General features: G+C 37.8%; 32 protein-coding genes. 19 read left to right on the top strand and 13 right to left on the bottom strand.

From position 1 onward, the window contains the following. The first annotated feature begins 35 nt into the window (after positions 1 to 35). On the top strand, positions 36 to 2030 hold the full coding sequence (tkt, locus tag ACIQLB_RS02910; RefSeq protein WP_400720645.1) for a transketolase: 1995 nt from the start codon (positions 36 to 38) through the stop codon (positions 2028 to 2030). 28 nt (positions 2031 to 2058) lie between these two features. Here the strand turns inward: tkt and ACIQLB_RS02905 are convergent, their stop codons facing one another. After that, entirely contained in the window at positions 2059 to 2406 is a 348-nt protein-coding gene (locus ACIQLB_RS02905) for a hypothetical protein (RefSeq protein ID WP_400720643.1), read from the bottom strand. Between the two features lie 164 nt (positions 2407 to 2570). Here ACIQLB_RS02905 and ACIQLB_RS02900 point away from each other — a divergent pair, with 164 nt between their 5' ends. From ACIQLB_RS02900 to ACIQLB_RS02890, 3 genes are read left to right on the top strand one after another with little or no spacing between them, the layout of a single operon-like run. Then, positions 2571 to 3200 (top strand): serine hydrolase domain-containing protein, encoded by a 630-nt coding sequence (locus ACIQLB_RS02900; RefSeq protein ID WP_400720640.1) that lies wholly within the window; start codon positions 2571 to 2573, stop codon positions 3198 to 3200. Further along, entirely contained in the window at positions 3197 to 3508 is a 312-nt protein-coding gene (locus ACIQLB_RS02895; RefSeq protein WP_400720638.1) for a hypothetical protein, read from the top strand. The genes ACIQLB_RS02900 and ACIQLB_RS02895 overlap by 4 nt, the downstream gene beginning before the upstream one ends. 13 nt (positions 3509 to 3521) lie before the next feature. Further along, positions 3522 to 4181: an HAD family hydrolase gene (locus tag ACIQLB_RS02890; protein ID WP_400720635.1), complete on the top strand. Its 660-nt coding sequence runs from the start codon at positions 3522 to 3524 to the stop codon at positions 4179 to 4181. A 93-nt stretch (positions 4182 to 4274) separates the two neighbouring features. Here ACIQLB_RS02890 and ACIQLB_RS02885 read toward each other — a convergent pair whose 3' ends face one another. The 8 genes from ACIQLB_RS02885 to ACIQLB_RS02850 all read right to left on the bottom strand — a co-directional run bounded on the left by ACIQLB_RS02885 (position 4275) and on the right by ACIQLB_RS02850 (position 10615). After that, complete coding sequence (locus tag ACIQLB_RS02885) at positions 4275 to 4907, bottom strand: response regulator transcription factor (protein ID WP_370075069.1); 633 nt, start codon at positions 4905 to 4907, stop codon at positions 4275 to 4277. Continuing rightward, the gene (locus ACIQLB_RS02880; protein ID WP_400720631.1) at positions 4882 to 5919 is read right to left on the bottom strand and encodes a sensor histidine kinase; all 1038 of its coding nucleotides are present in this window, start codon (positions 5917 to 5919) and stop codon (positions 4882 to 4884) included. The genes ACIQLB_RS02885 and ACIQLB_RS02880 overlap by 26 nt, the downstream gene beginning before the upstream one ends. Then, positions 5916 to 6608: a cell wall-active antibiotics response protein LiaF gene (gene liaF / locus ACIQLB_RS02875; protein WP_400720628.1), complete on the bottom strand. Its 693-nt coding sequence runs from the start codon at positions 6606 to 6608 to the stop codon at positions 5916 to 5918. Before liaF ends, ACIQLB_RS02880 begins: the two co-directional genes overlap by 4 nt. Positions 6609 to 6710: 102 nt before the next feature. After that, the gene (locus ACIQLB_RS02870; protein WP_400720625.1) at positions 6711 to 7349 is read right to left on the bottom strand and encodes a PspA/IM30 family protein; all 639 of its coding nucleotides are present in this window, start codon (positions 7347 to 7349) and stop codon (positions 6711 to 6713) included. 15 nt (positions 7350 to 7364) lie between these two features. Next, a complete protein-coding gene (locus tag ACIQLB_RS02865) occupies positions 7365 to 7718 on the bottom strand; it encodes a lmo0954 family membrane protein (RefSeq protein WP_400720622.1) in 354 nt (117 codons plus the stop codon). Between the two features lie 488 nt (positions 7719 to 8206). Next, the gene (locus ACIQLB_RS02860; RefSeq protein ID WP_400720620.1) at positions 8207 to 8731 is read right to left on the bottom strand and encodes a hypothetical protein; all 525 of its coding nucleotides are present in this window, start codon (positions 8729 to 8731) and stop codon (positions 8207 to 8209) included. A gap of 879 nt (positions 8732 to 9610) precedes the next feature. Beyond that, positions 9611 to 10246: a PspA/IM30 family protein gene (locus tag ACIQLB_RS02855; protein WP_400720617.1), complete on the bottom strand. Its 636-nt coding sequence runs from the start codon at positions 10244 to 10246 to the stop codon at positions 9611 to 9613. Between the two features lie 15 nt (positions 10247 to 10261). Continuing rightward, positions 10262 to 10615 carry a lmo0954 family membrane protein gene (locus ACIQLB_RS02850; protein WP_400720614.1) on the bottom strand — a complete coding sequence of 118 codons (354 nt, stop codon included), beginning with the start codon at positions 10613 to 10615 and terminating at the stop codon, positions 10262 to 10264. 285 nt (positions 10616 to 10900) lie between these two features. On the opposite strand from ACIQLB_RS02850, the gene sirA reads away from it, so the two are divergent. The 3 genes from sirA to ACIQLB_RS02835 all read left to right on the top strand — a co-directional run bounded on the left by sirA (position 10901) and on the right by ACIQLB_RS02835 (position 12344). Beyond that, the gene (sirA, locus tag ACIQLB_RS02845) at positions 10901 to 11326 is read left to right on the top strand and encodes a sporulation inhibitor of replication protein SirA (RefSeq protein WP_053483154.1); all 426 of its coding nucleotides are present in this window, start codon (positions 10901 to 10903) and stop codon (positions 11324 to 11326) included. Positions 11327 to 11428: 102 nt separating this feature from the next. Then, entirely contained in the window at positions 11429 to 11647 is a 219-nt protein-coding gene (locus ACIQLB_RS02840; RefSeq protein ID WP_049668607.1) for a YneF family protein, read from the top strand. 226 nt (positions 11648 to 11873) lie between these two features. After that, positions 11874 to 12344, top strand: a complete 471-nt coding sequence (locus ACIQLB_RS02835; protein ID WP_400720609.1) for an S-ribosylhomocysteine lyase — start codon at positions 11874 to 11876, stop codon at positions 12342 to 12344. A gap of 487 nt (positions 12345 to 12831) precedes the next feature. Here the strand turns inward: ACIQLB_RS02835 and ACIQLB_RS02830 are convergent, their stop codons facing one another. Continuing rightward, positions 12832 to 13803 (bottom strand): alpha/beta hydrolase, encoded by a 972-nt coding sequence (locus tag ACIQLB_RS02830; protein ID WP_400720607.1) that lies wholly within the window; start codon positions 13801 to 13803, stop codon positions 12832 to 12834. Positions 13804 to 14059: 256 nt separating this feature from the next. Here ACIQLB_RS02830 and ACIQLB_RS02825 point away from each other — a divergent pair, with 256 nt between their 5' ends. The 4 genes from ACIQLB_RS02825 to ACIQLB_RS02810 all read left to right on the top strand — a co-directional run bounded on the left by ACIQLB_RS02825 (position 14060) and on the right by ACIQLB_RS02810 (position 17649). Beyond that, positions 14060 to 15244: an acetyl-CoA C-acetyltransferase gene (locus ACIQLB_RS02825; RefSeq protein ID WP_400720604.1), complete on the top strand. Its 1185-nt coding sequence runs from the start codon at positions 14060 to 14062 to the stop codon at positions 15242 to 15244. Between the two features lie 23 nt (positions 15245 to 15267). After that, positions 15268 to 15534 (top strand): YqkE family protein, encoded by a 267-nt coding sequence (locus ACIQLB_RS02820; RefSeq protein ID WP_400720601.1) that lies wholly within the window; start codon positions 15268 to 15270, stop codon positions 15532 to 15534. A gap of 225 nt (positions 15535 to 15759) precedes the next feature. Beyond that, positions 15760 to 16263: a GNAT family N-acetyltransferase gene (locus ACIQLB_RS02815; protein WP_400720598.1), complete on the top strand. Its 504-nt coding sequence runs from the start codon at positions 15760 to 15762 to the stop codon at positions 16261 to 16263. Positions 16264 to 16764: 501 nt separating this feature from the next. Then, positions 16765 to 17649, top strand: a complete 885-nt coding sequence (locus tag ACIQLB_RS02810; protein ID WP_400720596.1) for a helix-turn-helix domain-containing protein — start codon at positions 16765 to 16767, stop codon at positions 17647 to 17649. A 380-nt stretch (positions 17650 to 18029) separates the two neighbouring features. On the opposite strand, the gene ACIQLB_RS02805 is transcribed toward ACIQLB_RS02810, so the two are convergent. Both ACIQLB_RS02805 and ACIQLB_RS02800 read right to left on the bottom strand, forming a co-directional pair. Further along, positions 18030 to 18500, bottom strand: a complete 471-nt coding sequence (locus ACIQLB_RS02805; protein WP_400720593.1) for a VanZ family protein — start codon at positions 18498 to 18500, stop codon at positions 18030 to 18032. Next, positions 18497 to 19396 (bottom strand): aldo/keto reductase, encoded by a 900-nt coding sequence (locus ACIQLB_RS02800; RefSeq protein WP_400720589.1) that lies wholly within the window; start codon positions 19394 to 19396, stop codon positions 18497 to 18499. The genes ACIQLB_RS02805 and ACIQLB_RS02800 overlap by 4 nt, the downstream gene beginning before the upstream one ends. A 76-nt stretch (positions 19397 to 19472) precedes the next feature. Here ACIQLB_RS02800 and ACIQLB_RS02795 point away from each other — a divergent pair, with 76 nt between their 5' ends. The 6 genes from ACIQLB_RS02795 to ACIQLB_RS02770 all read left to right on the top strand — a co-directional run bounded on the left by ACIQLB_RS02795 (position 19473) and on the right by ACIQLB_RS02770 (position 25154). Next, positions 19473 to 20009, top strand: coding sequence for an NUDIX domain-containing protein (locus ACIQLB_RS02795; protein WP_400720586.1), 537 nt, complete (start codon positions 19473 to 19475; stop codon positions 20007 to 20009). A gap of 73 nt (positions 20010 to 20082) precedes the next feature. After that, entirely contained in the window at positions 20083 to 20595 is a 513-nt protein-coding gene (locus ACIQLB_RS02790) for a hypothetical protein (protein ID WP_400720583.1), read from the top strand. Between the two features lie 257 nt (positions 20596 to 20852). Beyond that, complete coding sequence (gene fur / locus ACIQLB_RS02785; protein WP_400720580.1) at positions 20853 to 21317, top strand: ferric iron uptake transcriptional regulator; 465 nt, start codon at positions 20853 to 20855, stop codon at positions 21315 to 21317. Between the two features lie 398 nt (positions 21318 to 21715). Continuing rightward, the gene (gene xerD, locus ACIQLB_RS02780) at positions 21716 to 22618 is read left to right on the top strand and encodes a site-specific tyrosine recombinase XerD (RefSeq protein ID WP_400720577.1); all 903 of its coding nucleotides are present in this window, start codon (positions 21716 to 21718) and stop codon (positions 22616 to 22618) included. 89 nt (positions 22619 to 22707) lie between these two features. Further along, positions 22708 to 23889, top strand: a complete 1182-nt coding sequence (gene deoB / locus ACIQLB_RS02775; RefSeq protein WP_400720574.1) for a phosphopentomutase — start codon at positions 22708 to 22710, stop codon at positions 23887 to 23889. 14 nt (positions 23890 to 23903) lie between these two features. Then, positions 23904 to 25154, top strand: a complete 1251-nt coding sequence (locus ACIQLB_RS02770; RefSeq protein ID WP_400720571.1) for a thymidine phosphorylase — start codon at positions 23904 to 23906, stop codon at positions 25152 to 25154. Positions 25155 to 25201: 47 nt separating this feature from the next. Here ACIQLB_RS02770 and ACIQLB_RS02765 read toward each other — a convergent pair whose 3' ends face one another. Then, positions 25202 to 25792: a hypothetical protein gene (locus ACIQLB_RS02765; RefSeq protein ID WP_400720568.1), complete on the bottom strand. Its 591-nt coding sequence runs from the start codon at positions 25790 to 25792 to the stop codon at positions 25202 to 25204. A 201-nt stretch (positions 25793 to 25993) separates the two neighbouring features. On the opposite strand from ACIQLB_RS02765, the gene spoIIAA reads away from it, so the two are divergent. After that, on the top strand, positions 25994 to 26347 hold the full coding sequence (spoIIAA, locus tag ACIQLB_RS02760) for an anti-sigma F factor antagonist (protein WP_249075721.1): 354 nt from the start codon (positions 25994 to 25996) through the stop codon (positions 26345 to 26347). After that, positions 26340 to 26780: an anti-sigma F factor gene (spoIIAB, locus tag ACIQLB_RS02755; protein WP_400720564.1), complete on the top strand. Its 441-nt coding sequence runs from the start codon at positions 26340 to 26342 to the stop codon at positions 26778 to 26780. The genes spoIIAA and spoIIAB overlap by 8 nt, the downstream gene beginning before the upstream one ends. The last annotated feature ends 3 nt before the right edge of the window (positions 26781 to 26783 follow it).

Genomic DNA, 26783 nt, shown 5'->3' with positions numbered 1-26783 from the left:
ACAATATATAGGACGAGAAAGGATGTCACAAAATAATGACTCAACATGCGGATCAACTAGCGATTAATGCTATCCGAACTTTGTCAATCGATGCAATTGAAAAAGCAAACTCAGGTCACCCAGGTTTACCGATGGGGGCTGCGCCAATGGCTTATACGCTTTGGACAAAACAACTTCGCCATAATCCGGCTAATCCAAAATGGTATAACCGCGATCGTTTTGTACTTTCTGCAGGTCATGGCTCTATGCTTTTATACAGCCTACTTCACCTTGGGGGCTACGGCTTACCAATGGAAGAAATTCAAAACTTCCGTCAATGGGATTCATTAACTCCAGGACATCCTGAATATGGTCATACTGTTGGGGTAGAGGCAACGACAGGTCCTCTAGGTCAAGGTATTGCTATGACAGTTGGTATGGCAATGGCTGAACGCCATTTAGCAGCTACTTACAATAAACCAGGACATGACATCGTTGATCACTATACATTTGCACTTTGTGGCGATGGCGATTTAATGGAAGGTGTAGCAGCTGAAGCTATCTCATTAGCTGGTCACTTAAAACTTGAAAAGTTAATCGTTTTATACGATTCAAACGATATTTCTTTAGATGGTGATTTAGAAAAATCATTCTCAGAAAATGTCCAAAAGCGTTTTGAATCTTATGGCTGGAACTATTTAAAAGTTGCGGATGGTACAGATGTTGAAGCAATTAACACAGGTATCGAAGAAGCTAAAAAATCAACTGGCAAACCAACACTTATCGAAGTGAAAACTGTTATCGGTTTTGGTTCACCAAACAAATCAGGTAAAGCTGCTTCTCACGGTGCACCACTTGGTCAAGAAGAGGTCGTTTTAACAAAAGCAGCTTATGAATGGGCACACGAGCCATTCCAAATTCCTGCTGAAGCATATGATACATTCGCAGCAGCTGCTAAAGTTCAAGGGGCACAACCTGAAGAAGCTTGGAATGCTAAGTTTGAAGCATATAAGCAAGAGTTCCCAGAATTAGCAGTACAATTTGAAAATGCTATGAATGGTCAATTACCAGAGGATTTCGCTTCAGAATTACCAGTTTATGAAGCAGGTAAATCAGTAGCTACTCGTTCTTCTTCTGGAGATGCAATTAATGCCATTGCGAAGAAAACACCATCATTCTTCGGTGGTTCAGCTGACCTTGCTGGGTCAAATAAAACTACGATGAAAGATGCTGGAGATTTCTCTGCAGACGATTATGCTGGCCGTAATATTTGGTTTGGTGTACGTGAATTTGCTATGGGTGCAGCTATGAACGGTATGGCACTTCACGGTGGTCTTAACGTATTCGGTGGTACATTCTTCGTATTCTCTGATTATGTTCGTCCAGCGGTACGTCTTTCTGCATTAATGGGTCTTCCTGTTACTTATGTATTTACACATGACTCAATCGCTGTAGGGGAAGATGGTCCGACACATGAACCAATCGAGCATCTTTCATCTTTACGTGCAATGCCAAACTTATCTGTTGTTCGTCCAGCTGATGCAAATGAATCAGCAGTTGCATGGGAGCTAGCAGTAGCATCTGAAAAAACACCAACAGTTTTAGTATTATCTCGTCAAAACTTACCTGTACTTGACGCATCTATTGATACAGTACGTGAAGGTGTTACTAAAGGTGCTTATACAGTGTCTCCTGCTACAAAAGAAGTGGCAGATGCCATTTTAATTGCAACAGGTTCTGAGGTTTCACTTGCAATCGAAGCACAAAAAGCTCTAAAAGCTGATGGTATGGATGTAGCAGTTGTTTCAATGCCATCTATGGATCGCTTCGAAAAACAAGACGCAGCTTACAAAGAATCTGTTCTTCCAAAAGCTGTAACAAAACGTCTTGCAATCGAAATGGGCTCATCATTCGGCTGGCATAAATACACTGGTTTTGATGGGGACGTTCTTGCAATTGACAAGTTCGGCGCTTCTGCTCCAGGTGAAATAGTAATGGAAAAATACGGCTTCACAGTAGAAAATGTTGTAGCGAAGGTAAAAGCGCTATAATTAATAAAATACCGCAATACTCAGTAGGTTAAATCTCCTCTGAGTACTGCGGTATTTTTTCATGTTTAGAGGACTTCACTAAAGAAATCCAAATAGCTGCACAATGAATTAGAAGCATAACGACAAAACAGAAAAAGCCCTTGGTACTTCCTCCTAAATTTAGCTCATCTGCAATAATGCCACTAAACCAAAGCAGTTGACCTGTGACAATGACAGAGAGGCCTGCAAAAAGTAAACAAAACCAAATAGATACTTTTTTTATAATCACAATAATGAGTAGTAAAACAGCAAAAAGTAGGGTAACTTCAAAAATCGGATCCAGTAGTGAAAACACATTATCATTGACGAAATGCTTATAAGTGAATCGAGTATCCATATGACACCTCCTTAAAAACATTAACGATTTTGGTAATAAAAGGTTTCTGGTGGGTGTATAGAGACTTTTGTTAGTATTATTTCCCATTTGATATACAATGATAGTATGAGCTTTTAGAATATTTTAGCCATCAAAGGATGGATGATCGCAAAAGGGGTATTTAAATGAAGCTACAAACTATACTTACTCAAGTAAAGGGAACTTTCTCACAATTAGATTGTACAGGTGGCGGAGTTATTATTAATAAACATGGTCACACCATACTAGAAGAATATTTTGGTGTGCAAGGACAACAACAAGACGCGAAGAAGGTAGATCCACATACTCTTTTTCATCTCGCTTCAGTTCGCAAAACCTATGTAGGATTTGCTGTAGCATATGCGATTTATCATAACTATATAGTCTCAATAGATGATAGACTAAGTGATTATTTAAAAGATGAAAAAGTCTATGCAAATGTGTCGATTAGACATCTTCTAACACATACTCACGGTTTACGTCGGCAAAACGAAAAAGTAATAAAGGAATTCAAAGCAGGCTATAACTGGGCATATCGAGATATTAATGTAGAACTACTTGCCAAAATCATTTTTAAAGTCACAGGAAAAACAATTGCTGAAATTGTGGATGAGCAAGTATTTCAGACATTGTCTTTAACTGAAACGAATTGGTTTAGTGAAAAAAACGAACAACATATAGATGTAATACATAATGATAGTCCATTTTGGTATGAAAGTGATAAATGTGATGGCAGGCGCATCTTGATAAAGGGAGGTTACATGGAAAACAAATGATACCAGAAGAAATCATACAGTTATTAACGACAATACAATCCCCGAATACTAAACCAAAGAGCTTGCCAACTAACGGCTTTTTCTGGTTTGTTCAGCCACAACAGAGTGAAGGAATTACTGAGTTAAGCCCAATAGTACCACAAGGAAGCTTTCAACTACTTGGTTATACAAGTGTTGCTTTATTGGTAATTCCAAAAGAAAATATTGTGGCAGTCCGTGGATTTAACAGCTTTGGTTCACCTGAAGGGTTTGATTACATTAAGGATATTCATGATTTTGGTTCAACCGTATATCAATCAATAGTTTAAAGGAGAGCTAGTTATGAAAAAGTATCGTGTAGTTTTATTTGATTTAGATGGCACATTATCTGATCCTAAAATTGGCATAACGAAATCAGTTCAATATGCATTACAAAAGGCTCGTATCGAAGTAAGTAATTTAGATGAACTTGAAAGCTTTATAGGGCCACCATTACAAGTATCTTTTCGGGAAATTTATAGATTTAATGATATGCAAATTGAGCAAGCTATTAACGATTACCGGGAACGATTTACTGAAAAAGGGATGTTTGAGAATAAACTGTACGAAAACATTCCAGCTTTGTTAGCCAATTTAAAGCATCAGGGATACATATTAGCAATTGCGACATCTAAACCAACTGTATTTGCAGAACAAATTTTGCAACATTTCAACCTTGAACATTTTTTTGACTTTGTCGCAGGTAGCAATTTAGATGGTACACGTTCAGCAAAAGGGGAAGTCATCACATTTGCACGTGAACATTTTAGTGGAGTAAATATCGATCAATTTATAATGATTGGAGATCGTAAATACGATATTGTTGGGGCACATGAAAATCAAATGGATTCCATCGGTGTTACTTATGGCTATGGCTCACTTGAAGAATTAACGGATGCGCAAGCAACATACATAGTTAACAGTGTAAATGAGCTTCAAGAACTTCTGATTAGATTAGGTTAAAAAATACGAAACTGCATTTCTACCAATGCAGTTTCGTATTTTTTTTGTGAAAACAGCTATAATCACTGATAAATCAAATGACCCAAGAAAAAATTACTTCGCAAGCCCGTTTTGAAAGGCGTAGACAACTGCTTGTGTGCGATCTTGAACATCGAGCTTTGCTAGAATGTTGCTGACATGAGTTTTTACAGTTTTTAATGCAATGTATAAATCGTCGGCGATTTCCTGATTTGCCTTGCCTTTAGCCATTAGCAATAATACTTCCATTTCACGTTCGGTAAGTTGCTCATACAGTGGGGTACTATTGCCGTGACGCATGCGATGCATCATTTTTGATGTTACTTCTGGCTCTAAAACAGTTTCGCCGCCCATTGTTTTACGAATGGCATCAGCGATTTGCTTCGCATTAGATGTTTTTAAAATATAGCTGACTGCACCAGCCTCTAATGCAGGATAAACTTTGTCATCATCTAAAAAACTTGTCACCATCATAATTTTTGCTTCTGGCCATGCAGCTAAAATTTCAGCTGTTGCCTCAGCTCCTGTCATGACTGGCATTACATTATCCATTAAAATAATGTCTGGACGCAGCTCAAGAGCACGTTCCACTGCCTCTTTACCATTTTCAGCTTCACCTACAACGGTGATATCTGGTTGTGCTGACAAATAGGCAGAAACACCGATACGCACCATTTCGTGGTCATCCACTATTAACACTTGAATCATTCACTTCAACCTCCTTTTGTAGCGGAACTTTAACCTCTACAATTGTACCTTCTCCAGGCACAGATACAATTTTGTACGTACAGCCTATCTCTACAGCGCGTTCAGCAATATTTTGCAGTCCATAAGAAGTAGATTTATCGGCTTCGACATCAAAGCCGAGGCCATTATCCTGAATACGTAAAATGGCTAAATCATCGCGGGCAACGAGCAGTAATTCAACATCGCTAGCTTTTGCATGGCGTAGCGTATTCGATAACGCTTCCTGTGCAATACGGAATAAATGGTCCTCCTCCGCTTTGGATAATGACATTTCTTCAAGCTCATATTCAATATGAAAAAATACTTTTTGCTGCAGCTCAATAATTAGCTCCTCAAGCCCTTGTGCAAGTGTTTTATTGTGCAGAGCTACTGGACGTAAATGTAATAATAATGCGCGCATTTCAAGCTGTGCCTGTTGCACAACCTTTTCAACCTGCTTTAAGCTTGTAGCATTTTCATCGGTTTCGGTTAATGCGGATAGTAACATAGAAGCTGCGAATAATTGCTGTGATACAGAATCATGGAGCTCACGAGCAAGACGTTGACGCTCAGCAATTATGCGTTCTTGAATAATTTTATCATTAGCTTCTGCACGTTCATTGGATAAGCGCTGTAAGCTTTTTCGTTGAGTATCAATTAACTCACTTGTTTGAACTAAAGCTTTTTTCAAAGGTTTTGGTAAAGGCTGTTTTTTAGGTAATACAAAATCAGGTTCAACTAGCTGTTTTACGATGCGGGTTGCCTGAGCCTCTCTTGCACGGGCAGTCATACTAATCCAGCTTGCAATCAGTAAACTAAGCGCAAAAAGAATGACGACAATAAAACCACCGAGTGGGATATTATTATAATTCTGTTGCCATAAGGGCTCCCATGTTTTTTCGTTTGGCTCTCCCCAAACAACGACAAGGAGACCGAATGCAGCGCTCATCAAAATAAAAAGTAAGGTAAATATTCTTGAGATAAAGGCTATCATTTACGTAGCACCTCCAAATCCCCAAGCCATGTTGCAACATGTATTACAAGAGTACGCTTTGCATCCTCAGGGTTTCCATCTGAGAAACTTACACTTTCATTGAGTATACGTTGTGGACCAACATTTAGGCACTTTAATTCACCAAATAAGGTCGTATAGTGTAAACGGAATGGAATTTCATATGGGATATTAATTTGTACCTTACCAATCCCTTGTCGAATCGTAATAATACTTGTGCCGGCAGGTAAAATTGTTTGTGTTGTATCAATCGTAATGTCGCCTACAAGTCGCTGTATTTGGACATCTTGCCATTTATAAGCTTCCACTGGTGCAGACAATGTACCGAATATTTCATTCTTTGTAGCGGGAAGCTTTTCGAAAAGCTCCACACCAACAACTTTGGTTGCATTTTCTCTTTGTAAGTATTGATAGAGCATATATAAAAGAATGATGACGATAAATAAGCGTAAACTCCACATCGTAAAGAGTGCAATCGAGATAAAGAAAATTCCTGTCCATTTAAAGAAACGCTTTTTTTTCGAGAAACTTAAATAAAGAAGTCCTACCCCAATCAAAAGACAAAAGGCGCCACCGTTATTAAAAATTGTGAGCTCCACAAAAACGAGTAAAAAGAAGCATAGTACCCAAAATGTGAGCTTATTAGTTGTGAAATTTTGCAAGAGGGTCACCCTTCTTTCTACTAAGAGTATAAGAGAGGGAATGGGTCCCTCTATTTCAAAACGTGAAAGAATGCGCCTCTAAACATGGCGCATTTCTTTCATTATAACATGTTATTTGTTTTCAATTAGCAGTGGTGCGTTATCTTCTGTGACATTTTTTTCTAGCTGTGCAAGACGAGACTCGAAAGATGTAACTTCATGATCTTTGTCGATTTGGTAAGCAAGCTTATCGATATAGGATTCTAAATCTTCAAAGTTTGTTTTATTATTTTTAGCAATCATTCCGTCCATTTGATGGTGAGCGCGTGTGACGTTTTCTTTACCCATAAGCTGTAATTGACGCACTTTCATATCTTTAATTTTGTGTTTCATCGTTTCAAATTTGCGTTCAAGCTCGAAGTATTCACGTGTACTTGCCTCAATACTAGCTTGCAATGTATTGTTACGTGCTGTATAAGCAGCTACTTCGTCAGAGGCAAAATCGATTAAATCTTGCTCTCCACTAGTAGTAGCTAATTTAAGTTGAGCCTCACGTTTAGCTAGTAAATCTGCATTTTGCTTAAATTCTTGCTCTAGTTTTTCCTTTAATTGACCTTGACGCTCTAATAATTTACCAGTCTGCTCTGTTTGTTTTTCTGCCTCACGAATGTATTGATTTAACATCGCAATTGGATTTTTTTGTTCTTTCTTATCAAATGCATGATGTAAATCAGCCTCAATTGTATATTTAAAACGTTTAAATAAGTTCATTTAAATTCGCTCCCTTTATTTTGTTAAGTTAGACCATTCTTTTTCAAAGTTTGTAAACGGATCTTCTTCTTTAGCTTCAATCGTTGGGATTTTTACATCTTCGCCATTCCATTTTTTATAGATAACATAGATGACAGCGATTGCTGCTAAACCAACCATTGCAGGGATATTAGATACTGCTGATAGAACTCCAATCAGACCCACTGTAACCCATAGAATTTTGCCGAATGTCGATTTACTCGCAGTGTAGAAGTGCATACCGAGTGCTACAAACAATCCAGAAAATAGTAGACCTACAAGCGGTCCGGTTAAAGCAAGTGCAACACATCCTGCGATAAAGCCTCCGATTAGTAGAAAGAATTTTCTCATATGTTTTAGCTCCTTTCGTTGATACCTTTATATTACCTATTAGAAAGCTTTGCTAAAACGGACTGGGAATTGATTTTACTCTAGGTCTTGAGGCTGAGAGTATTCTAAGCACTATAGAAGAAGCTCAAATTGATAAAAACGCAAAGTATATGATTTCCTTTAACTTGCTAATACCACCATTTTTAATAATTTCAGCACTTTTGATTTATAAGGATAATAAACCAAGGCTGTTTTCTAAAAGATTGTTGCTGTTAAAACATAAAAACAGAGTTAATCTACAAAATGTGTAGAATCAACTCTGTTTTTATGTTTGATATTTCGTAAATCGAATATTTAACTAAAGCACCCCGTTAGTTTAATAAGAACAGAGACGCTTCTTCCACAATCGTGGAAGATCGTTATTTGAAGAAAAGGGCCAGTATCATTGATTTTTAAAATCAAATTTATCATTTGGCACATCTAACGTATGACCGTTTATTACCATTGTATTATTGTTTGTAGGGTATAACTGAGTTGTTTTTTGACACCGTAGTTACTTGTTCTAGGGTTTTCCATTCAACAATTTTTTCATATTCTTTTCCGTTGATACTAAAACTAATTTTTATTCTTCGTTCACTGTCTTCATTTACCTCTTCTCCTAATACTAATTTAAGCACAATTTTACCATCACCATCTATTTCTAAATCTTTTATATTTTTCAATTCTCCAACATCTGACTCACCATATATCCCTGATGACTTTAATGGGTCCGCACCAAAGAATTCATATTTTATACCATCTTCCTCGTATGTAATAGGCTTTTCATCTTTTTTTATCAACTTTATAGATTCTATTGTGACATGTGATTTTCCTGACCAATTAATTGGAACAACCAAATAATAAGTTTCTTTCTTCCAATCAGCGCCAAAGTTACCTAAAAGAAATTCACCGTTTACAGCCTTGTCCTGCTCGTTACATCCTACTACTGAAACCAAACAGAATAAGACACTAAAATATAATAGAAATTTTTTCATATAAATACTCCTTTAAAAATATTTTATTAATAAAATAATATTATAATACGACCAAAGAAAAAAACGTGAGAACTAGAATCGGTTTTCGATAACAAGCTTAACCATCTATCTGCTGGAATACGATATCTTACTATAAATAAGCACTAACCTGCCTCGTTAGTTTGAATCCCCGATTTTCTTAATACGTAATGGCATTACTTATTTATTACTTCCCTCATATTGTTTATTAGTTCGCTGTATCGTGTGACAACGTTGCGGCTTTTTATGTATTGAATAATTTATAAAGTTTGGTGGGTATTTTCCCACTAAAATTCTTTCTTTCCTCATAAAATACGTTACGAGGAAATCCAATGTGCATATTTTTTTGTTTATCATTGCTGCTTTCAACTTCTAGATTTTTTATCATTCTCTAGCGTATATTTTCATTAAACTAACGATTGGAGCAAATAAAAATGGATTTATATTTATGGATTACTGTTCTCACAGGTGCTTTTATTGCGATTTCCGCTTCTGATCGCAAATGTAAAAAGAATGATTGAACTTTTTTGTGTTGAATGAATGGAATGTAGCTAGTTAATTTCCGATAGCCATCTATAGGGAGTAAAATTCTATAATTGAATTAAGTTTAGAAACAAGAAACCGCTAGAGAGTGTAATTCTTCTATAGCGGTTTTATATCGTTCTGAAAGTTTAATCTTCAGCTAAACTGCCACGTTAGTTGAAGAGCAACAATCTTTACGAAAACAGCCTAAAACAAAAAGACATATTTTAATCATTTGGACTAAATCACTTTCTGTTTACACTTTTTTCATAAATATTATTTTCTCTATCTCTTTTCAAAGAAAAAGGATGCTTCAATTATTGAGGCATCCCTAACTTCTTATTTGTTTTCAATTAGCACTGGTGTGTCTTCTGTGACATTTTTTTCTAGCTGTGCAAGACGAGACTCGAAAGATGTAACTTCATGATCTTTGTCGATTTGGTAAGCGAGCTTATCGATATAGGATTCTAAATCTTCAAAGTTGGTTTTATTATTTTTAGCAATCATTCCGTCCATTTGATGGTGAGCGCGTGTGACGTTTTCTTTACCCATAAGCTGTAATTGACGCACTTTCATATCTTTAATTTTGTGTTTCATCGTTTCAAATTTGCGTTCAAGCTCGAAGTATTCACGTGTACTTGCCTCAATACTAGCTTGTAATGTATTGTTACGTGCTGTGTAAGCAGCAACTTCATCAGAAGCAAAATCGATTAAATCTTGCTCACCGCTAGTAGTAGCTAATTTTAGTTGAGCCTCACGTTTAGCTAGTAAATCTGCATTTTGCTTAAATTCTTGCTCTAGTTTTTCCTTTAATTGACCTTGACGCTCTAATAATTTACCAGTCTGCTCTGTTTGTTTTTCTGCCTCACGAATGTATTGATTTAACATCGCAATTGGATTTTTTTGTTCTTTCTTATCAAATGCATGATGTAAATCAGCCTCAATTGTATATTTAAAACGTTTAAATAAGTTCATTTAAATTCGCTCCCTTTATTTTGTTAAGTTAGACCATTCTTTTTCAAAGTTTGTAAACGGATCTTCTTCTTTAGCTTCAATCGTTGGGATTTTTACATCTTCGCCATTCCATTTTTTATAGATAACATAGATGACAGCGATTGCTGCTAAACCAACCATTGCTGGGATATTAGATACTGCTGATAGAACACCTATCAGACCCACTGTAAACCATAAGATTTTGCCGAATGTCGATTTACTTGAAGTGTAGAAGTGCATGCCGAGTGCTACAAACAATCCGGAAAATAGTAGACCTGCAAGCGGTCCAGTTAGAGAGAGTGCAACACATCCTGCGATAAAGCCTCCTATTAGTAGAAAAAATTTTCTCATATGTTTTAGCTCCTTTCGTTGATACCTTTATATTACCTATTAGAAAGCTTTGCTAAAACGGACTGGAAATTGATTTTACTCTAGGACTTGAGGCCGAGAATATTCTAAGTATTTTTAGAAGAAGCTCAAATTTGTAAAAACTCGAATAGCCATAAAATATTTGATAGAACCGAAAGTAGAAAGTTTTCGACAAAAATAGAAGATGAATCCCTCCTTCGTTTGACAAATTAAAGAGTTTGGATGAGCTATACTTATGAAAAAGAAATGAGCGAAGGAGGATTTCTAGTGAGAACCTATTCTATATATAAAATAAAAGAAGAGCATTTAACGTTTATTTTCGGCAGAGAGCGCAAGTTATTAGAAATGATGCAAGGCTGTGAAGACGCTAACGAGAAATCCTTAAAAGAGCTTGCATATATATGTGAAACCGTTCGCTTTGATGAGATAGCTACGATGCTAGAGGCGCAACTAGATTCCAAATATGCACATTTAGAAAGAGCTCGTAATGCTCTATTTTTAGAACATCCTATAAAAGGAAAAATGGCAATTTATTTAGTGGAACGCAAAATTTGTGTTTATTGTGAGGGTTCACGGATGCTTGATTTGGATCTATTCCAAATGCTTGCGAAGATGAGCGAGAGGTTTATTGCATTTAATAAACAAGATAATGAGTGTGGGTGGCTAAAGCCAATGAAGTATACAATGCATTAGTAAAATTCACTACAAAATATAGTAACACGCTAATATTTGGTGTATAATGGAGCGTGGAGAGTTTTTTTCTCGGTATATATTGTAGTGGAGGAGGTTGGTTGTATGCCTACATGGGGCTGGATTATTATTGTAATTATCGCATTAGCAGCGGGTGCGGCACTTGGGTTCTTTTTAGCTCGTCAAGCTATGATGAAATATTTAAAAGAAAACCCACCGATTAATGAGCAAATGATTCGTATGATGATGGCGCAGATGGGTCGTACGCCGTCTGAAAAGCAAGTACGCCAAATGATGTCACAAATGAATAAATTCCAAAAATAATTGGAATTTTTAAAAAGCAACTAGTCCAAGCCTGGGTTAGTTGTTTTTTTAACTTATTTCAGCAGATGTCTAAACATCCGCTGAAATAAGTTAAAAATCCGGATGCAATTTCGCCAAGGTGTAATTGACTTGTGTGAATTATATTCAGATAATTCGTAAAAAAATATATAATTCTATCGGGAAACTAGGTATAATAGAAATATTCTATATAAAGGAGTTGTTTGCATTGCAGAAAGAAAAAACAAATGTTGAAAGCTTTGATCTAGATCATACGAAAGTAAAAGCTCCATATGTACGTTTAGCTGGTGTTAAAACAGGAAAAAATGGCGATGAAGTATACAAGTACGATATTCGTTTTAAACAGCCAAATAAAGAGCATATGGAAATGCCTGCATTACATTCCTTGGAGCATTTATCGGCAGACATTATCCGTAATTACTCTGATCATATTGTTGATTTCAGTCCAATGGGATGCCAAACAGGCTTCTATGTATCGTTAATCAATCACAATGATTACGAAGACTTATTAAATATTTTAGAAAAAACGTTTGAGGATGTAACACAGGCCACTGCAGTCCCTGCGTGCAATGTAGTGCAATGCGGCTGGGCAGCTAGCCATAGTCTAGAAGGTGCACAAGCGTTAGCCAAAGAATTTTTAGCAAAACGTGATGAGTGGCATATTGTTTTTGCAGAATAAAAAATTTAGAAACCTTGCGTAAAGTACAGCAAGGTTTTTCTGTGGTATCGAAAAACAAAAATAGTCAAGGAAATATTTATAAAGATTGTGACGTTTTTTCGATTGGGATAAAGCCGTTTCGCTTTTGTACCAATATGAAGTTATTTTCCTTCATCACTATAAATTAGAGTAGCATGCCAGAATATTTGAATTGGTTGATTGGAGTGGAGACTGGGCGACTCCTTGTGGATTAGCGATAGAGGAACGAAGGCTAAAATCATCACATCCTGTGATAACGCCTTCGTGACCAACATCCTGTTGCCCCAAGCGGCTCATCGGACGCTCCCGGGAAGCTTTGCTCTGTGCGAAAGCGTAGCGACAGCAAATGTTTTATCTGTGCGAAAGCGTAGCGACAGCAACAACAACAACAATGCGCCCAGTCGAAATGGGAAATCAACCCCACATTTTGCAGAAGAACTTATTTATTTAAATGACTCTTTAGACATAACTAAAAATGAAATGGAATGACATTAGACGAAGAAGAATCACGATTAATTTTTTGATAGATGAAATTTTCTAAAAAGTCATGGATTAAATCCTCATATTCAGCCATATTTTCATTAAAGGACTGTGCATGAGCACCTTTATCAAATAACTTCAGCTTCTTAGGACCAGTTTTTTTATTGTATAAATCCAGTGACATAGAAGCTGGGATAAATGTGTCAGGAATACTATGGATAAAAAGTACTGGCTTTTCAATATTTGTTACAGCCTCAGAAGGTGTCACACTTTTAAAGGAATAACCGTCTCGCAAGCGGACAAAGAAATCCGCAAAACGAATTGGAATAATCGAGCCGTATTTAAATTCTGTCTTCGCAATCTGTTTAAGCAGCATTGAAAAATCAGAAAATGCACAATCAGAAATATAGAAATCCGCACCATCCTCTACAGTTCCTGCATATAGTAGCATTGTTGCGGCACCCATCGATTCACCATGTATACCAAGAATGGCGTCTTCACCAATCATTGCCTTTACAGTTTTGATAACTGCGTCAAGGTCATTTTTTTCATAATAGCCGTAACTAGTTGTTTTCCCACCTGTCTCTCCATGTCTACGATGATCAAAAATAACCGAATTGTAGCCAAGTCGTTCAAAAAGTCGAGCATATTTGACGGAGTTGATTTTATTTTCTGTTACCCCATGGCAAATAATGATGGTATTATTTGTTTCCAATGGCTGAAACATAATGCCGCGGATCGTATAGTCATTAGGAGAGTCAATATTTAATTCACATTTTAAATTTTTATTGTACCAAGCTTCGTCAAAACGTTTAGCAGTGGTTTCACGTTCACGAACAAATTCAGGATCCTTTTGCTTAATGTACATTAATTTATTGGAGAGCGCGAAGCCGAATAGACCAGTTGCTGCTGCGGCAATCGTCGTTGTTATACCTGAAAATAAAAGCATTTTCTTTTTCATTATTAGCACCTCCACGTCCTGTTTCTTTTGTTGTCTAGGCATACAAGCGACATCCATCGTATGTATGCACTCTTCTTATTTGTAATGTTCCCAACTGAGATTGTTTAAAACACGTCAACATTTTACAATATCTTTGGCAAAACTGCGATTATTTCTATTATCGAAAATCGTCAAAATATTTGTTAAAATAGATATATCTGCTAGTAGCATATGCATGCAGTGTTCATTTTTGAACGGTGAAAAGGGGAGAATGTTTATGACGAAAGAGGTAGTAATAGTAAGTGCTGTACGAACAGCTATTGGTTCATTCCAAGGAACATTAAAGGACGTACCAGCGACAAAGTTAGGGAGTATTGTTATTAAAGATGCATTAGCACGTGCTGGTGTAGCAGGCGAACAAGTCGACGAGGTCATTATGGGGAATGTCTTATCGGCTGGACTTGGTCAAAATCCAGCTCGTCAAGCAGCAATTGCAGCAGGCTTACCACATGAAGTATCTGCATTAACGATTAATAAAGTTTGTGGCTCAGGTCTAAAAGCAGTTCACTTAGCGACACAAGCCATTTTAGCAGGTGATGCGGATATTATCGTTGCAGGTGGCTTTGAAAATATGAGCCAAGCACCGTATGTCTTAAAAAATGCACGCGAAGGCTTCCGCATGGGGGATCAAAAAGTAGTCGATACGATGATTCATGACGGATTATGGTGTGCCTTCAATGACTATCATATGGGCGTTACAGCTGAAAATTTATGTGATGCCTATGAGATTTCTCGAGAGGAACAAGATGCCTTTGCAGCACGTTCACAACAGCGTGCAGAAGCGGCAATGGCAACAGGGAAGTTTAACGATGAAATCGTAGCGGTGGAAATTCCTCAACACAAGGGCGATCCTATTATTTTTGATAAAGATGAATTCCCGCGTCAAGGTGTTACAGCTGAGTCTCTATCAAAACTACGTCCTGCCTTTAAAAAGGATGGCTCCGTAACAGCAGCAAACGCATCAGGCATTAATGATGGTGCAGCGGCTGTCGTTGTCATGTCGAAAGAAAAAGCGGACGAGTTAGGCATTCGACCATTGGCATTAATTACAGCGAATGCAAGCGCGGGTGTTGACCCAGCTATTATGGGAACTGGCCCAGTAACGGCCGTAAAGAAAGCATTGGCAAAGGCTGATGTGACGTTAGATAATATAGATTTAATTGAAGCAAATGAAGCTTTTGCAGCTCAATCTATCGCTGTAGATCGCGAACTAGGCTTTAATCATGATAAACTAAATGTGAACGGGGGCGCAATTGCCCTTGGCCACCCAATTGGTGCAAGCGGAGCACGTATTTTAGTAACGCTTTTACATGAGATGGAAAAGCGTGATGCAAAAACAGGTCTCGCAACACTATGTATCGGTGGTGGGCAAGGTGTGGCAACAGTGGTCAAGCGCCCTTGAAGTAAATAAGAAGGTGAATTGCAATGGGAAAGAAACGAAAACAGCAGCAACGCGTAGAAAGTAGCGTGACAGCTAGTCTACCAAAGCAGGAGGCAGTTACATTAGCCGATCAGCTAGGCGGTGACGTGCTTGCCAAATTAAAAGCTGCCAAGCACGATTTAACAGCGAAAGAGCAGGCCGCAGAAGAAGAGCACCAAGCAAAGCTAGCCTTTGAGCGCAAACAACGCGAAAAAAACAAATCGTTTGAAGAACTACTAAACGAATACGGCGATAAAGGCTCAAAATTCTAAAAGAGAAACAGTGAATCCAATACGGGTTCACTGTTTTTATGTTTTATCGGAAAGATTACGAGATTTATCGGAATTATTTTTATTTTTATCAGAACATTTAGTCGTAAAGATGATATTGTTTATATACAAGGATAAGAGAGAGATATCCTAATAAAAAACGGGGGACGCTGCCAATACATATATCTCTTAATAGTTTTAATTAAATCTATGATAGGAGAGAAAAATATGATTGAATTAAGCACGAAAAGATTAAAATTAATCCCATTAAACGCAAAGTATTTAGACCTACTAATCAATGATGAACAGTCATTGGAAATAGAGTTGTCAGTAAGTAGTAAAGAAGTCTTTCTTGATGAAGAACTTAGACAAGCTTTGAAATTTAGACTATCGAAAGTATTAGAAAATGAAGAAAATTATATTTGGTACACGAATTGGTTAATTGTATCGAAAGAAGAAAACTGTATCGTTGGAGGCATTATGCTAAAAGGTCTACCGAATGAGCACGGTGAAGTCATAATCGGGTATTACATATTTCCTCCATACCAGGGAAAAGGATACATGACGGAAACTGTTAGGGCGATGAAAGATTGGTTACTGCGTCAATCAAATGTTAAGTATGTGGTTGCTGATACTGATAAAGATAATATTGCCTCGCATAAAGTATTACAAAAAGCAGGGGCAACGTTATATTCGGAATCTGAAGAACTATATTATTGGAGATTCATATAACGGCCGATACAGGAAGCGAATAAAAGACAAATTGATACTTTTTAACATTAAATTCAAGTAACTGTAGATGATGTTTGATTTACTCATAACTTGTTCATAGTGTTGCACATATAATGAAAATGTACATTACTAAAATAAATTTTAGTGGTGTGCATTTTTTATTTTGTTAAGAATCAAAGTATGTGATTTAATCAAGAATTCAAATTCAGATGATTTTCATTACATTTTTTGCTAAACAAACATCCTTTCCATATAACCCTTGATGTTGGTTTGAAATAATGTTTGAAAATTTATTATAAAGTTTAATCATTTTGAATTAAGTCCTATAATTTTCAAAACAAACGGGCCAGCTTGTTGAAGTTTTTATATGATTTTTTAACAAATCTAAGACTCGGCAGGTTTGAACACACAAACATTAGGAAGAAACAATTAAACCGCAAGATATATCAAAAAGTTCATGAAATATCTTGATATTCTAAAAATAAAGGAGGGAAGTTTGCATTGTATAACAACGAAATTGTAATTAAAAAAATTATTACGTATGTGGAAGAAAACTTGCATGAGCCTCTTACATTAGAAAAAATTGCGCGACAATCAAATTTTTCGAAATACCACTTTCATCGAATGTTCCAATCTTCGGTTGGCATGACGGTAATAGAGTACATTCGGATGAGAAGACTGGCCAATGCTTCTGCCGCCTTGCTTTACACAAGTGAACGTATTCTTGACATTGCTTTATATTATCAATTTGAATCACAAGAATCATTTACCAGAGCATTTAAAGAAATATACAAGCTGCCACCTGGCAAATATCGCAGAATGATGTCTGAAGTAATTAAAAACAAGGAGGAATCGAACATGGAAACAAAGATGAAGGGTTGGTTTTTGAGTGGATCAAATCCATTTAATTACGAAATGGGAATCGATCATGAAGTTGTTCATCAAGGAAAGACATCAGGTTATTTAATGTCAAAAACGGTGTTAGATTCAACTGAGTTCGCTACTATGATGCAAGCATTTAAGGCGAATCAATTTATTGGTAAGCGTATCCGACTTTCTTGTTTTATTCGCACAAAAGATGTAGACACGTACGCTGGAATGTGGATGCGAGTAGATGACACAATGGAAGATGTCCTTCAATTTGATAATATGAGTAACCGCCCAATTAAAGGAAACACAAACTGGAACCGCTATTCCATTGTTTTAGATGTTCCAGATCGAAGTGCTGTTATTTCATTTGGTGTCATTCTGGCTGGACAAGGTACGGTATGGGCAGATCAATTCACATTTGAAGAAGTGAACGAAAGTATTCCAACAACTAATTTGGAAGTGCATGGTGAGCTTCTTGATGAGCCAGTAAATTTATCATTTGATGAAGAAATATGATTTAGAGAGTGAGGATAACATGGCTAACTCAGGAAAGCAGACTATTGGGATAGTATCAAGCATTATAGTTATAGTCGCAATTGTGGCTATAAAGTTTGTAGGAATTAATACGCTTGTTCATTTCTTTAAATTTTGGTGAAGAAAGAATTACGTAATTATCCCATTCGGGCGCGATTGTTTACTAACAAAAAGTGATCAAACATTATTATAAAAATATATACTAATTAACAAGTGAAGAATCCATTTTGATAACTTTAAAGCTACACTTGATCTCAAAATAAAAGCTGAACTAAATTAAACAAATTAGTTCAGCTTAATATTTTATAAAAAATACGAGTGTATTAAAGATATTCCTTTAACTATTGACTATTAATAAAATTTTAAAGCACCCTTTGTCTTTTGAAAATTTTCCTCACCAACACTACAATCCCAACAAAAACAATCGCCCCAGCTGTATCCACAATAACATCCTGTCCGCTCATTGTGCGTCCTGGTGTAAAACTTTGACGAATTTCATCAAGCGTTGCTATTAGAGCTGTCCCGCCAATAGCGACACCTGCGGCGAACCGACGTTTTCCCCATGCAAAGAGAATACCAAGTGCAATGCAGCCGAATCCAACAAAATGCGTTAATTTCCGAATTAAAAATTCTACAAACTTAAAGTAACCACGTTCTTCCACAGAAACAACTGTGTCCCAATAAGGAATTTTTATAACGGATAATTGCTTTTCAAACGGTTTATTTGCTAATACTTGCTCCAATTCAGGAATGATAGACTGTTGTTCATAAGTCATACTAGAGGAAATCGCAAGTACTACTAAAAATGCTATTAAGATAAGCCATTTTTTCATCGGTGATCCATATATTGTTCGGCTTTTGTTAGCTCTTTTACTGCTTTAAAATCGGTTATCGAATTAACTTTTTCATAGTCAACGAGTGTTTGCGCTAGCTGTTCCTGTGAACTTGCGCCAATCACTGTGGAGGCTATAGTAGATTCCTTTAAATTAAAGGCGATTGCTAGTGCATGTAAATCGTCATAATGTGAAGATAAACCTGTTAATACTGCTGTTAATTCGTCCACTGTATATGTGTTATAGCCATTGACACGCTGTAAACGTTCTTTCCAGTTATTTGTTAGTAAACCCTTTGCAACAGTCCCACGTGTTACAACGGAAGCCCCCTCACTGGCGATAAAGTCGAACCATTCTTCCGGACGACGGTCTAAAGCACTATATTGCATCATGACACTTTTTGCAGAGCTTGCTGGTGAAAAACGCTTTAGTACATTTGGTCGAATAGAGGAAATGCCATATTCTCGAATCAATCCATCCTTTTTCAAATCTTCAAAAGTGTCGATAATGCCATCCCAATCGTCCTCAATAGTCCCACCGTGTAACTGATAAACATCAATATAGTCAGTTCCTAGTCGTTTCATGCTAGCGTGTAGAGCTTCCTTTATATAAGAGGGAGATGCATCCCAATGCCAGCCTTCTATACCCTCTGTCCATCGATTCCCAACTTTCGTAGCGACTATAACATCCTGACGTCGCTTCCCTAAAATAGTGCCAATAATTTCTTCGTTTGCCCCAAAATCATATAAATCGGCTGTATCGATGTAATTAATGCCAGCATCTAATGCCATATCAACGATTTCAGCAGCCTTTTTCTTATCTGTCGAAAGAGACATGCCCCCTAAACTAATTTCTGAAATAAACAATTCACTTGAGCCAAGCTGTCTTTTTTTCATGCCAATGCCCTCCTTCGATTTCTCTACTTGTAATGGTACAATGAACATATCTGAAGAACAAGCGAGGTTATAGTCAATGAAAAAGTTTGAAGAAAAAACGACAAAGACTACACCCATTTATGACGGGAAAATTGTAAAACTACAGGTTGATGATGTCACTTTACCGAATGGTAATGTTGCAAAACGAGAAATTATAAAGCATCCTGGTGCAGTTGCAGTTATTGCTGTTACCGATGAAGGAAAGTTAGTATTAGTAGAGCAATATCGCAAAGCTTTAGAACGTTCAATTATTGAAATTCCAGCTGGTAAGCTTGAACCTGGTGAGGAGCCAATAGTGACGGCGCGCCGTGAATTAGAGGAAGAAACAGGTTACGGTGCACAAAGCTTAACTTATTTACAAGCGTTTGCAACATCTCCGGGCTTCGCAGATGAGATCATCCATCTATTTGTGGCAAAAGATTTATATAAAATTGAAAACAAAGCAGATCTAGATGAAGATGAATTTGTCGAATTATTAGAAGTTTCGTTGGAAGAAGCGGGGCAAATGGTTGCAGATGAGCGTATATTTGACGCCAAGACAGCGTTTGCAGTACTTTGGTTTGCGGCACGATAAGAAAATAACCTTTAGCATAATAGAAGCGGACGAGCATAAGCTGTACAAACCTTGATAGAAAAGGAGCATGTTTATGTCTCGTACGGTGTCTATATTTTATCACGCTTCCATCATTGCTGTGAGTTTCGTTTGTGGCGTTATCTTATTTCATATTATTGGTGGGCCGAATGCAGAGCCTTTTATTTCATTTATAGAGCCTCGTTTAACAAATGGGGACAGGCATTCTCTATTTCGTTTAGTGTTACCTGTTGCTGTTTCAATAGCTCTTTTACTATTGCTGGCAACACATAGTGTCTTGAAAGTTTTAGTACGTGTAACAGTAGCGATACGTGCTACCTTTTTTGGCTTTAGCTCGGTTTTTTTATTACAAAAGCTTGAAGCTTTCTGGGTTTATACGATTTGGTGGTTTCCATTTCAGCTCATCTATTGTATATTGTTGCTAAACCTATGCAATTTACTTGTACCAGCTTGGTCAAAGAGAAAAATCGGGAAAATGATAGATGGACGGACAATTTTGTTGAATTTTATCGCATTTTTCATCATAATAGTGGCTGAGTTTATTGTGATTTCTTATGTATTAAATTGATTGAAACAATTCATGGAAATTTAGCTTCTTTCAGCGGGTGTCCAAACATCCGCTGAAATAGAGGAACTCAGTCTAAGAACGCCACGTCCTGACTGAGTGACCAACTTCGTGTTGGCCTACAGTCTCCGGACGTAATTATGCCGGGGCATAATTGAACATCAGGTAAAAACATACAAAAGCATATTCGAAATCTATTCATTATCTTGTAATAGGATTTACTCCTTTGGTATAATGGAAAGAGTTTAGGGGGGCGTCACATGGAGAGCCGAATTGATCGTATAAAAAAACAGTTGCATAGTGCTAGTTATAAGCTGACGCCGCAGCGAGAAGCAACAGTTGCTGTACTGCTTGAGCACGAGGAAGACCACCTAAGTGCAGAAGATGTTTACCTTTTAGTAAAAGAAAAGGCACCAGAAATTGGTCTTGCTACTGTCTATAGAACGTTAGAGTTACTAACTGAGCTCAAAATTGTCGACAAAATCAACTTTGGCGATGGCGTTTCGCGCTATGATCTACGCCAAGAAGGAGCTGCGCATTTCCACCATCATCTTGTTTGTATCGAATGTGGTGCTGTTGATGAAATTCAAGAAGATTTACTTGAAGATGTGGAAGCCGTTGTTGAAAAACGTTGGAACTTTATCATAAAGGATCACCGACTAACTTTCCACGGCATTTGCTGGCGCTGTCATGATAAAAACGACGAATTGAATGAAGAAAAATAACGAGAAGCTGTCTGTTTTAATCTTAAGTATAGATTGAATCGGGCAGTTTTTTGTTGTATTCGAATAAGATTTATTAGTACTAGGCATGTTGTTTGGGAAAAAAGGTTTGTAATTGCCCTTAAAGGATTTTTTATGGATATTTTGCTTATGTATGCCCATTTTTAGCTGATTGTAGCGGAGGGCTACTCGGCTCCCGCGAGAAAAGTGAGACAGACGAGACCCTGCAGCGGAGGAAGCGGCTCGACGCTCGCCCGCAGGAAAGCGAGTAGTACGTAGTAGAAATCAGCGTCTTTTATTTAATAGAAATAGATAAAAATAGTTATTCAACACTCCTGTTTTAGCACAATTCCAATAGCCGTGCTAAAATAGAGAATAATTGACAGTAAGGGGGCGCTGTGATGAATGAATTTCAATATGCAATAGAGGATTATATCCATTTTATCCAAGTAGAACGACAATTATCTGATAATACATTAGCATCCTATCGCCGAGACTTAGAAAATTACGTGAATTTTTTGCGGGAAGTGGAGGGAATGTCTGATTTTTGTAAAGTGGAAAGGACAACCATTTTACGTCATTTAGAGCAGTTACGTATGCAAGGAATGACAAGTCGTACTGTTGCCCGCCATATTTCCTCCATTCGTAGTTTTCATCAATTTTTACTCCGAGAAAAGCGAGCTGAAACAGATCCGACAGTCCATTTGGAGATGCCAATCATTGAGCAAAAGCTACCAAATGTCCTCTCTATTGAAGAAATTGAAGCTTTATTAGCGACACCAAATCGCAGCAAACCTCAGGGCATTCGGGATGTGGCAATGTTAGAGCTACTATATGGGTCTGGGATGCGCATTAGTGAACTGATTGCATTGGATTTAGCTGATATTCACCTAACGATGGGCTTTGTACGCGTTTTTGGTAAGGGAGGCAAGGAGCGTATCATTCCTCTTGGAAAAAGCGCTCTTTCTGCATTAAGTAATTATTTAGATGGCGCACGTAGTCAATTACAAGGGAAATATCCAAAAACAGATGCTTTTTTTATCAATCAAAGAGGGAAACGTTTAACAAGGCAAGGTTGTTGGAAATTAATGAAGGAGCACGCTTTAAAAGCAGGCATCCAACATGAATTAACGCCGCATACATTACGTCATTCCTTTGCAACACATTTAGTGGAGAACGGTGCGGATTTACGAGCAGTACAGGAGATGCTTGGACATGCCGATATTTCCACAACACAAATTTATACACATATTAGTAAATCCCGACTATCAGAAGTTTATAAACAATTTCATCCACGCGCTTAAGAGAGAAAATTATTTGTTAGTCGGAGGTCTGACCTTTATTTTTCGCTGTTTTTTGGTAAAATAGAGACATGAGATTAGGAGGCAAAATTATGAATAAACCATTTAATAAAATCCATGTAGTAGTATTGGACTCGGTTGGAATTGGTGAAGCTCCAGACGCAGCGAATTTTGGAGATGTAGGTTCACATACTCTCGGACATATCGCTGAAAAAATGAATGGGCTTACAATGCCACATATGGAGTCTTTCGGCTTAGCGAACATTGAACCATTACAAGGTATGCAAGCTACTGACAAAGCAAAAGCATACTACGGAAAAATGCAAGAAGCATCTGTTGGTAAAGATACGATGACAGGGCATTGGGAAATTATGGGGTTAAATATCGATAAACCGTTTAAAGTGTATCCAGAGGGATTCCCTGCTGAGCTTATTGCAGAGCTTGAAAAACGTACAGGCCGCAAAGTTCTTTGCAATGAACCTGCAAGTGGAACACAAGTAATCGAGGACTTTGGCAAGGAGCATATGGAGACAGGAGCGATTATTGTCTATACATCTGCTGACCCTGTTTTGCAAATTGCTGCACATGAAGAAATTATTCCATTAGACGAATTATATAAAATTTGTGAAATTGCTCGTGAGCTAACATTACAACCAGAATATTTAGTTGGTCGAGTTATTGCTCGTCCATTTATCGGCACACCAGGAAACTTCGCACGTACTTCTAATCGTCATGACTATGCGTTAAAGCCATTTGGTCGTACAACGATGAATGTCTTAAAGGATGCAAATTTAGATGTTATAGCAATCGGGAAAATTTCTGATATTTTCAACGGTGAAGGCGTCACTGATGCAGTACGTACGAAAAATAATACGGATGGTATGGATAAGTTTGCAGAGGTAGTGCGTCGTGATTTCCATGGTATCAGCTTCTTAAACTTAGTGGACTTTGATGCCAATTTTGGACATCGTCGTGACCCTCTAGGTTATGGTAACGCACTACAAGAATTTGATGCACGTTTACCTGAAATTACTGAGGCAATGACAGAAGATGATTTACTAATCATTACGGCGGACCACGGTAATGATCCAACATTCCCTGGGACAGACCATACACGTGAATATGTACCGTTAATTGTTTATTCACCACGCTTTAATGGTGGTAGTGAGCTAGCACTTCGTGAAACTTTTGCAGATATTGCAGCAACAGTTGCAGAAAACTTTAAAGTAGAAGCACCAAAGTTTGGTAAAAGCTTCTTAAATGATCTGAAGTAAGGGGGATTATTGATATGAATATGGCACAGCTGTTTGAAAAGAAAAAGCAAGGCAAGGAGCTATCACAGGCTGAAATTCAGTATTTTGTAGAGGGTTACACGACTGGTACAATTCCTGATTATCAAGCAAGTTCCCTACTAATGGCAATCCGTTTATTGGGTATGACATATGATGAAACATTTTATTTAACAAAGGCAATGATAGAATCTGGAGATGTTATTAATTTATCTTCTATTAAAGGTTTTAAAATTGATAAACACTCGACAGGCGGTGTAGGCGATAAAGTTACACTAATTGTCACTCCGATAATTGCTGCACTAGATATTCCGGTGGCGAAATTTAGTGGTAAGGGTCTAGGCATTACAGGTGGTACAATTGATAAATTAGAATCGATCCGTGGCTTTAAAACAGAGCTTACATCACAAGAATTTATCGACAATGTCAATAAATATAAAATTGCAGTTGCTGGTCAAACAGGCAATCTTGTACCAGCTGACAAAAAATTATATGCGTTGCGAGATGTGACGGGTACTGTCGATTCTATACCTCTTATTGCCGCGTCTATCATGAGTAAGAAAATAGCAAGTGGTGCAGACGGCATTGTACTTGATGTCAAATGTGGCTCAGGTGCATTTATGAAAACAGAAGAAGAAGCGCAAGTTTTAGCTGATACGATGACTGCAATCGGTGAAAAGCTAGGGCGTAAAGTAGTCGCGCATATTAGTGATATGGACAATCCACTAGGTAAAATGATTGGTAATAAGCTTGAAGTAGTAGAAGCATTTGCTCTATTAAAAGGACGTATGGACGAAACGCATGAGGATCTTCTAGAGGAATGTATTATTATCTCTTCACTTATGTACCAAGTTGCAGCAGGAGTAAATGAGACTGAAGCAACAGCAGCTGTTAAACGAGTATTAGAGGATGGTTCAGCTGCAGCAAAATTTGAGGAATTTATCGTAGCACAGGGTGGCGATTTAGCAGATATCTTGCAAAAAGACACAGCAAATAAAGTTGCTGTTAAAGCACCAATTGAAGGCACTGTAGGGACGATTAATGCATTATTAATCGGGGAAGCTAGCGTTGGTCTTGGTGCAGGTCGATTAACTAAGGAATCTGAGCTTGATTATGATGCTGGTATTCAATTGATTGCCAAAAAAGGCGACCATGTTCGTGCTGACGAGACGATTGCTTATTTATATTCAAATCGTCAAATCGATGAGGAAACAATCGAAAAAGTACAAAAGGCTTATACAATTGCATAAATAATACGAAGCGAGAACTCTCTTTAACAAAGGGGTTTCTTGCTTTTTTATGTTCTGAAAAACGAAGAGTCAGAGTGATGGGAAGAAGGATCGAAGTGATAGAAGCAAGAGCCAGAGCGACGGAAAGAAGGGCTGAAGCGACGGAAGAAAAAGCCAGAGCAACGGAAAGAATAGTCAAAGCGACGGAAAGAAATCAGAGCGACGGGAAGAAAGGCCAGAGCGACGGAAGAAAAGTCTGAACGACGGAAAGAAAGGCTAAAGCGACGGAAAGAAGGGCCGAGGCGACGGAAAGAAATCTGAGCGACGGAAAGAAAGGTCGAATCGACGGAAGAAAAAGCCAGAGCGACGGAAAGAAGGGCTGAAGCGACGGAAGAAAAAGCCAGAGCGACGGAAAAAAGGTCGAATCGACGGAAAGAAGACAAAGCGACGGATAGCCCCGCCAAAATCATGGATAGAACCGCAAGAAACGTGGATAGCTCTGCCGAAAACGTGGATAGAACCGCCAAAATCGTGGATAGCTCCGCCGAAAACGCGGATAGCCCCGCCAAAATCGTGGAAAGAACCGCCAAAAACATGGATAGCCCGCAAAAGCCATAGATACCCCTCGCCAAATCCACAAAAAGAACCTCTAAAGTCATGCAGACCTTTAACATAATAATAATTCTTATGAAAAGTGTCAGCTATGTTTAAAAAATGTTGATTTATCCCATACTGCAATTAACCTAAAAAGCTATAAGTATGTCGATTTGCCACTATTTCGGAAGACTTTGCACTAGTTCTGTCAGCTGCAAGGAATCACCACATTGAATGTGGAATTGCACGAGGAGGAGGCGATATTCATGCATTTTCAATTAGAGATGGTAACAAGAGAGACAGTAGTTATACGTTTATTTGGGGAGCTCGATCATCATGCAGTAGAGCAAATTCGAGCTAAAATTTCAACAGCAATTTTTCAAGGCACTGTAACGACCATTATTTGGAACTTAGAGGGGCTTTCCTTTATGGATAGTTCAGGTGTAGGTTTAGTGCTTGGTCGGATGCGTGAGTTAGAGGCAGTAGCTGGACGAACAATTTTATTGAATCCATCGCCGACAATGCGAAAAGTATTTCAATTTTCAGGTTTAGGGCCGTGGATGATGGATGCAACTGAAGAAGAAGCGATTGATCGAGTTAGGGGGATTGTAAATGGATAACGAAATGACATTAACTTTTTTAGCAATTAGTGAAAATGAAGCCTTAGCGCGTGTAGCGGTGACAGGTTTTATCGCACAATTAGATCCAACAATTGATGAGCTATCCGAATTTAAAACGGTTGTCTCAGAGGCTGTTTCTAATGCTATTATTCACGGTTATGAAGAGGATGGTAAAGGCGTTGTTACAGTTCATGCAAAACGTGAGGATGATATTGTAACTGTGTCTGTTATGGATAAAGGTATTGGTATTGAGGATGTAAGCCAGGCAATGGAGCCGTTATTTACGACGAAAAGTGCGATGGAACGTTCAGGTATGGGCTTTACTATTATGGATAGTTTTTCAGATCAGTTGACCGTAATGTCCAGATGGCAACAAGGTACAACTGTCACGTTTACGAAGAAATTTTACTCGGTTCGCACACCGGTAATGTGAGGA

It is taken from the genome of Lysinibacillus sp. NPDC092081 (genome assembly GCF_044755845.1).
GTDB lineage: Bacteria > Bacillota > Bacilli > Bacillales_A > Planococcaceae > Lysinibacillus.
This window is presented reverse-complemented; position numbering and strand designations above follow the sequence as displayed.

What these genes read in the sequence shown, in the direction of transcription:
- tkt (WP_400720645.1), top strand. Translation starts at nt 36, where the DNA reads ATGACTCAACATGCGGATCAACTAGCGATTAATGCTATCCGAACTTTG.
- ACIQLB_RS02905 (WP_400720643.1), bottom strand. Translation starts at nt 2,406, where the DNA reads ATGGATACTCGATTCACTTATAAGCATTTCGTCAATGATAATGTGTTT.
- ACIQLB_RS02900 (WP_400720640.1), top strand. Translation starts at nt 2,571, where the DNA reads ATGAAGCTACAAACTATACTTACTCAAGTAAAGGGAACTTTCTCACAA.
- ACIQLB_RS02895 (WP_400720638.1), top strand. Translation starts at nt 3,197, where the DNA reads ATGATACCAGAAGAAATCATACAGTTATTAACGACAATACAATCCCCG.
- ACIQLB_RS02890 (WP_400720635.1), top strand. Translation starts at nt 3,522, where the DNA reads ATGAAAAAGTATCGTGTAGTTTTATTTGATTTAGATGGCACATTATCT.
- ACIQLB_RS02885 (WP_370075069.1), bottom strand. Translation starts at nt 4,907, where the DNA reads ATGATTCAAGTGTTAATAGTGGATGACCACGAAATGGTGCGTATCGGT.
- ACIQLB_RS02880 (WP_400720631.1), bottom strand. Translation starts at nt 5,919, where the DNA reads ATGATAGCCTTTATCTCAAGAATATTTACCTTACTTTTTATTTTGATG.
- ACIQLB_RS02870 (WP_400720625.1), bottom strand. Translation starts at nt 7,349, where the DNA reads ATGAACTTATTTAAACGTTTTAAATATACAATTGAGGCTGATTTACAT.
- ACIQLB_RS02865 (WP_400720622.1), bottom strand. Translation starts at nt 7,718, where the DNA reads ATGAGAAAATTCTTTCTACTAATCGGAGGCTTTATCGCAGGATGTGTT.
- ACIQLB_RS02860 (WP_400720620.1), bottom strand. Translation starts at nt 8,731, where the DNA reads ATGAAAAAATTTCTATTATATTTTAGTGTCTTATTCTGTTTGGTTTCA.
- ACIQLB_RS02855 (WP_400720617.1), bottom strand. Translation starts at nt 10,246, where the DNA reads ATGAACTTATTTAAACGTTTTAAATATACAATTGAGGCTGATTTACAT.
- ACIQLB_RS02850 (WP_400720614.1), bottom strand. Translation starts at nt 10,615, where the DNA reads ATGAGAAAATTTTTTCTACTAATAGGAGGCTTTATCGCAGGATGTGTT.
- ACIQLB_RS02840 (WP_049668607.1), top strand. Translation starts at nt 11,429, where the DNA reads ATGCCTACATGGGGCTGGATTATTATTGTAATTATCGCATTAGCAGCG.
- ACIQLB_RS02830 (WP_400720607.1), bottom strand. Translation starts at nt 13,803, where the DNA reads ATGAAAAAGAAAATGCTTTTATTTTCAGGTATAACAACGACGATTGCC.
- ACIQLB_RS02825 (WP_400720604.1), top strand. Translation starts at nt 14,060, where the DNA reads ATGACGAAAGAGGTAGTAATAGTAAGTGCTGTACGAACAGCTATTGGT.
- ACIQLB_RS02820 (WP_400720601.1), top strand. Translation starts at nt 15,268, where the DNA reads ATGGGAAAGAAACGAAAACAGCAGCAACGCGTAGAAAGTAGCGTGACA.
- ACIQLB_RS02815 (WP_400720598.1), top strand. Translation starts at nt 15,760, where the DNA reads ATGATTGAATTAAGCACGAAAAGATTAAAATTAATCCCATTAAACGCA.
- ACIQLB_RS02805 (WP_400720593.1), bottom strand. Translation starts at nt 18,500, where the DNA reads ATGAAAAAATGGCTTATCTTAATAGCATTTTTAGTAGTACTTGCGATT.
- ACIQLB_RS02800 (WP_400720589.1), bottom strand. Translation starts at nt 19,396, where the DNA reads ATGAAAAAAAGACAGCTTGGCTCAAGTGAATTGTTTATTTCAGAAATT.
- ACIQLB_RS02795 (WP_400720586.1), top strand. Translation starts at nt 19,473, where the DNA reads ATGAAAAAGTTTGAAGAAAAAACGACAAAGACTACACCCATTTATGAC.
- ACIQLB_RS02790 (WP_400720583.1), top strand. Translation starts at nt 20,083, where the DNA reads ATGTCTCGTACGGTGTCTATATTTTATCACGCTTCCATCATTGCTGTG.
- fur (WP_400720580.1), top strand. Translation starts at nt 20,853, where the DNA reads ATGGAGAGCCGAATTGATCGTATAAAAAAACAGTTGCATAGTGCTAGT.
- xerD (WP_400720577.1), top strand. Translation starts at nt 21,716, where the DNA reads ATGAATGAATTTCAATATGCAATAGAGGATTATATCCATTTTATCCAA.
- deoB (WP_400720574.1), top strand. Translation starts at nt 22,708, where the DNA reads ATGAATAAACCATTTAATAAAATCCATGTAGTAGTATTGGACTCGGTT.
- ACIQLB_RS02770 (WP_400720571.1), top strand. Translation starts at nt 23,904, where the DNA reads ATGAATATGGCACAGCTGTTTGAAAAGAAAAAGCAAGGCAAGGAGCTA.
- ACIQLB_RS02765 (WP_400720568.1), bottom strand. Translation starts at nt 25,792, where the DNA reads ATGACTTTAGAGGTTCTTTTTGTGGATTTGGCGAGGGGTATCTATGGC.
- spoIIAA (WP_249075721.1), top strand. Translation starts at nt 25,994, where the DNA reads ATGCATTTTCAATTAGAGATGGTAACAAGAGAGACAGTAGTTATACGT.
- spoIIAB (WP_400720564.1), top strand. Translation starts at nt 26,340, where the DNA reads ATGGATAACGAAATGACATTAACTTTTTTAGCAATTAGTGAAAATGAA.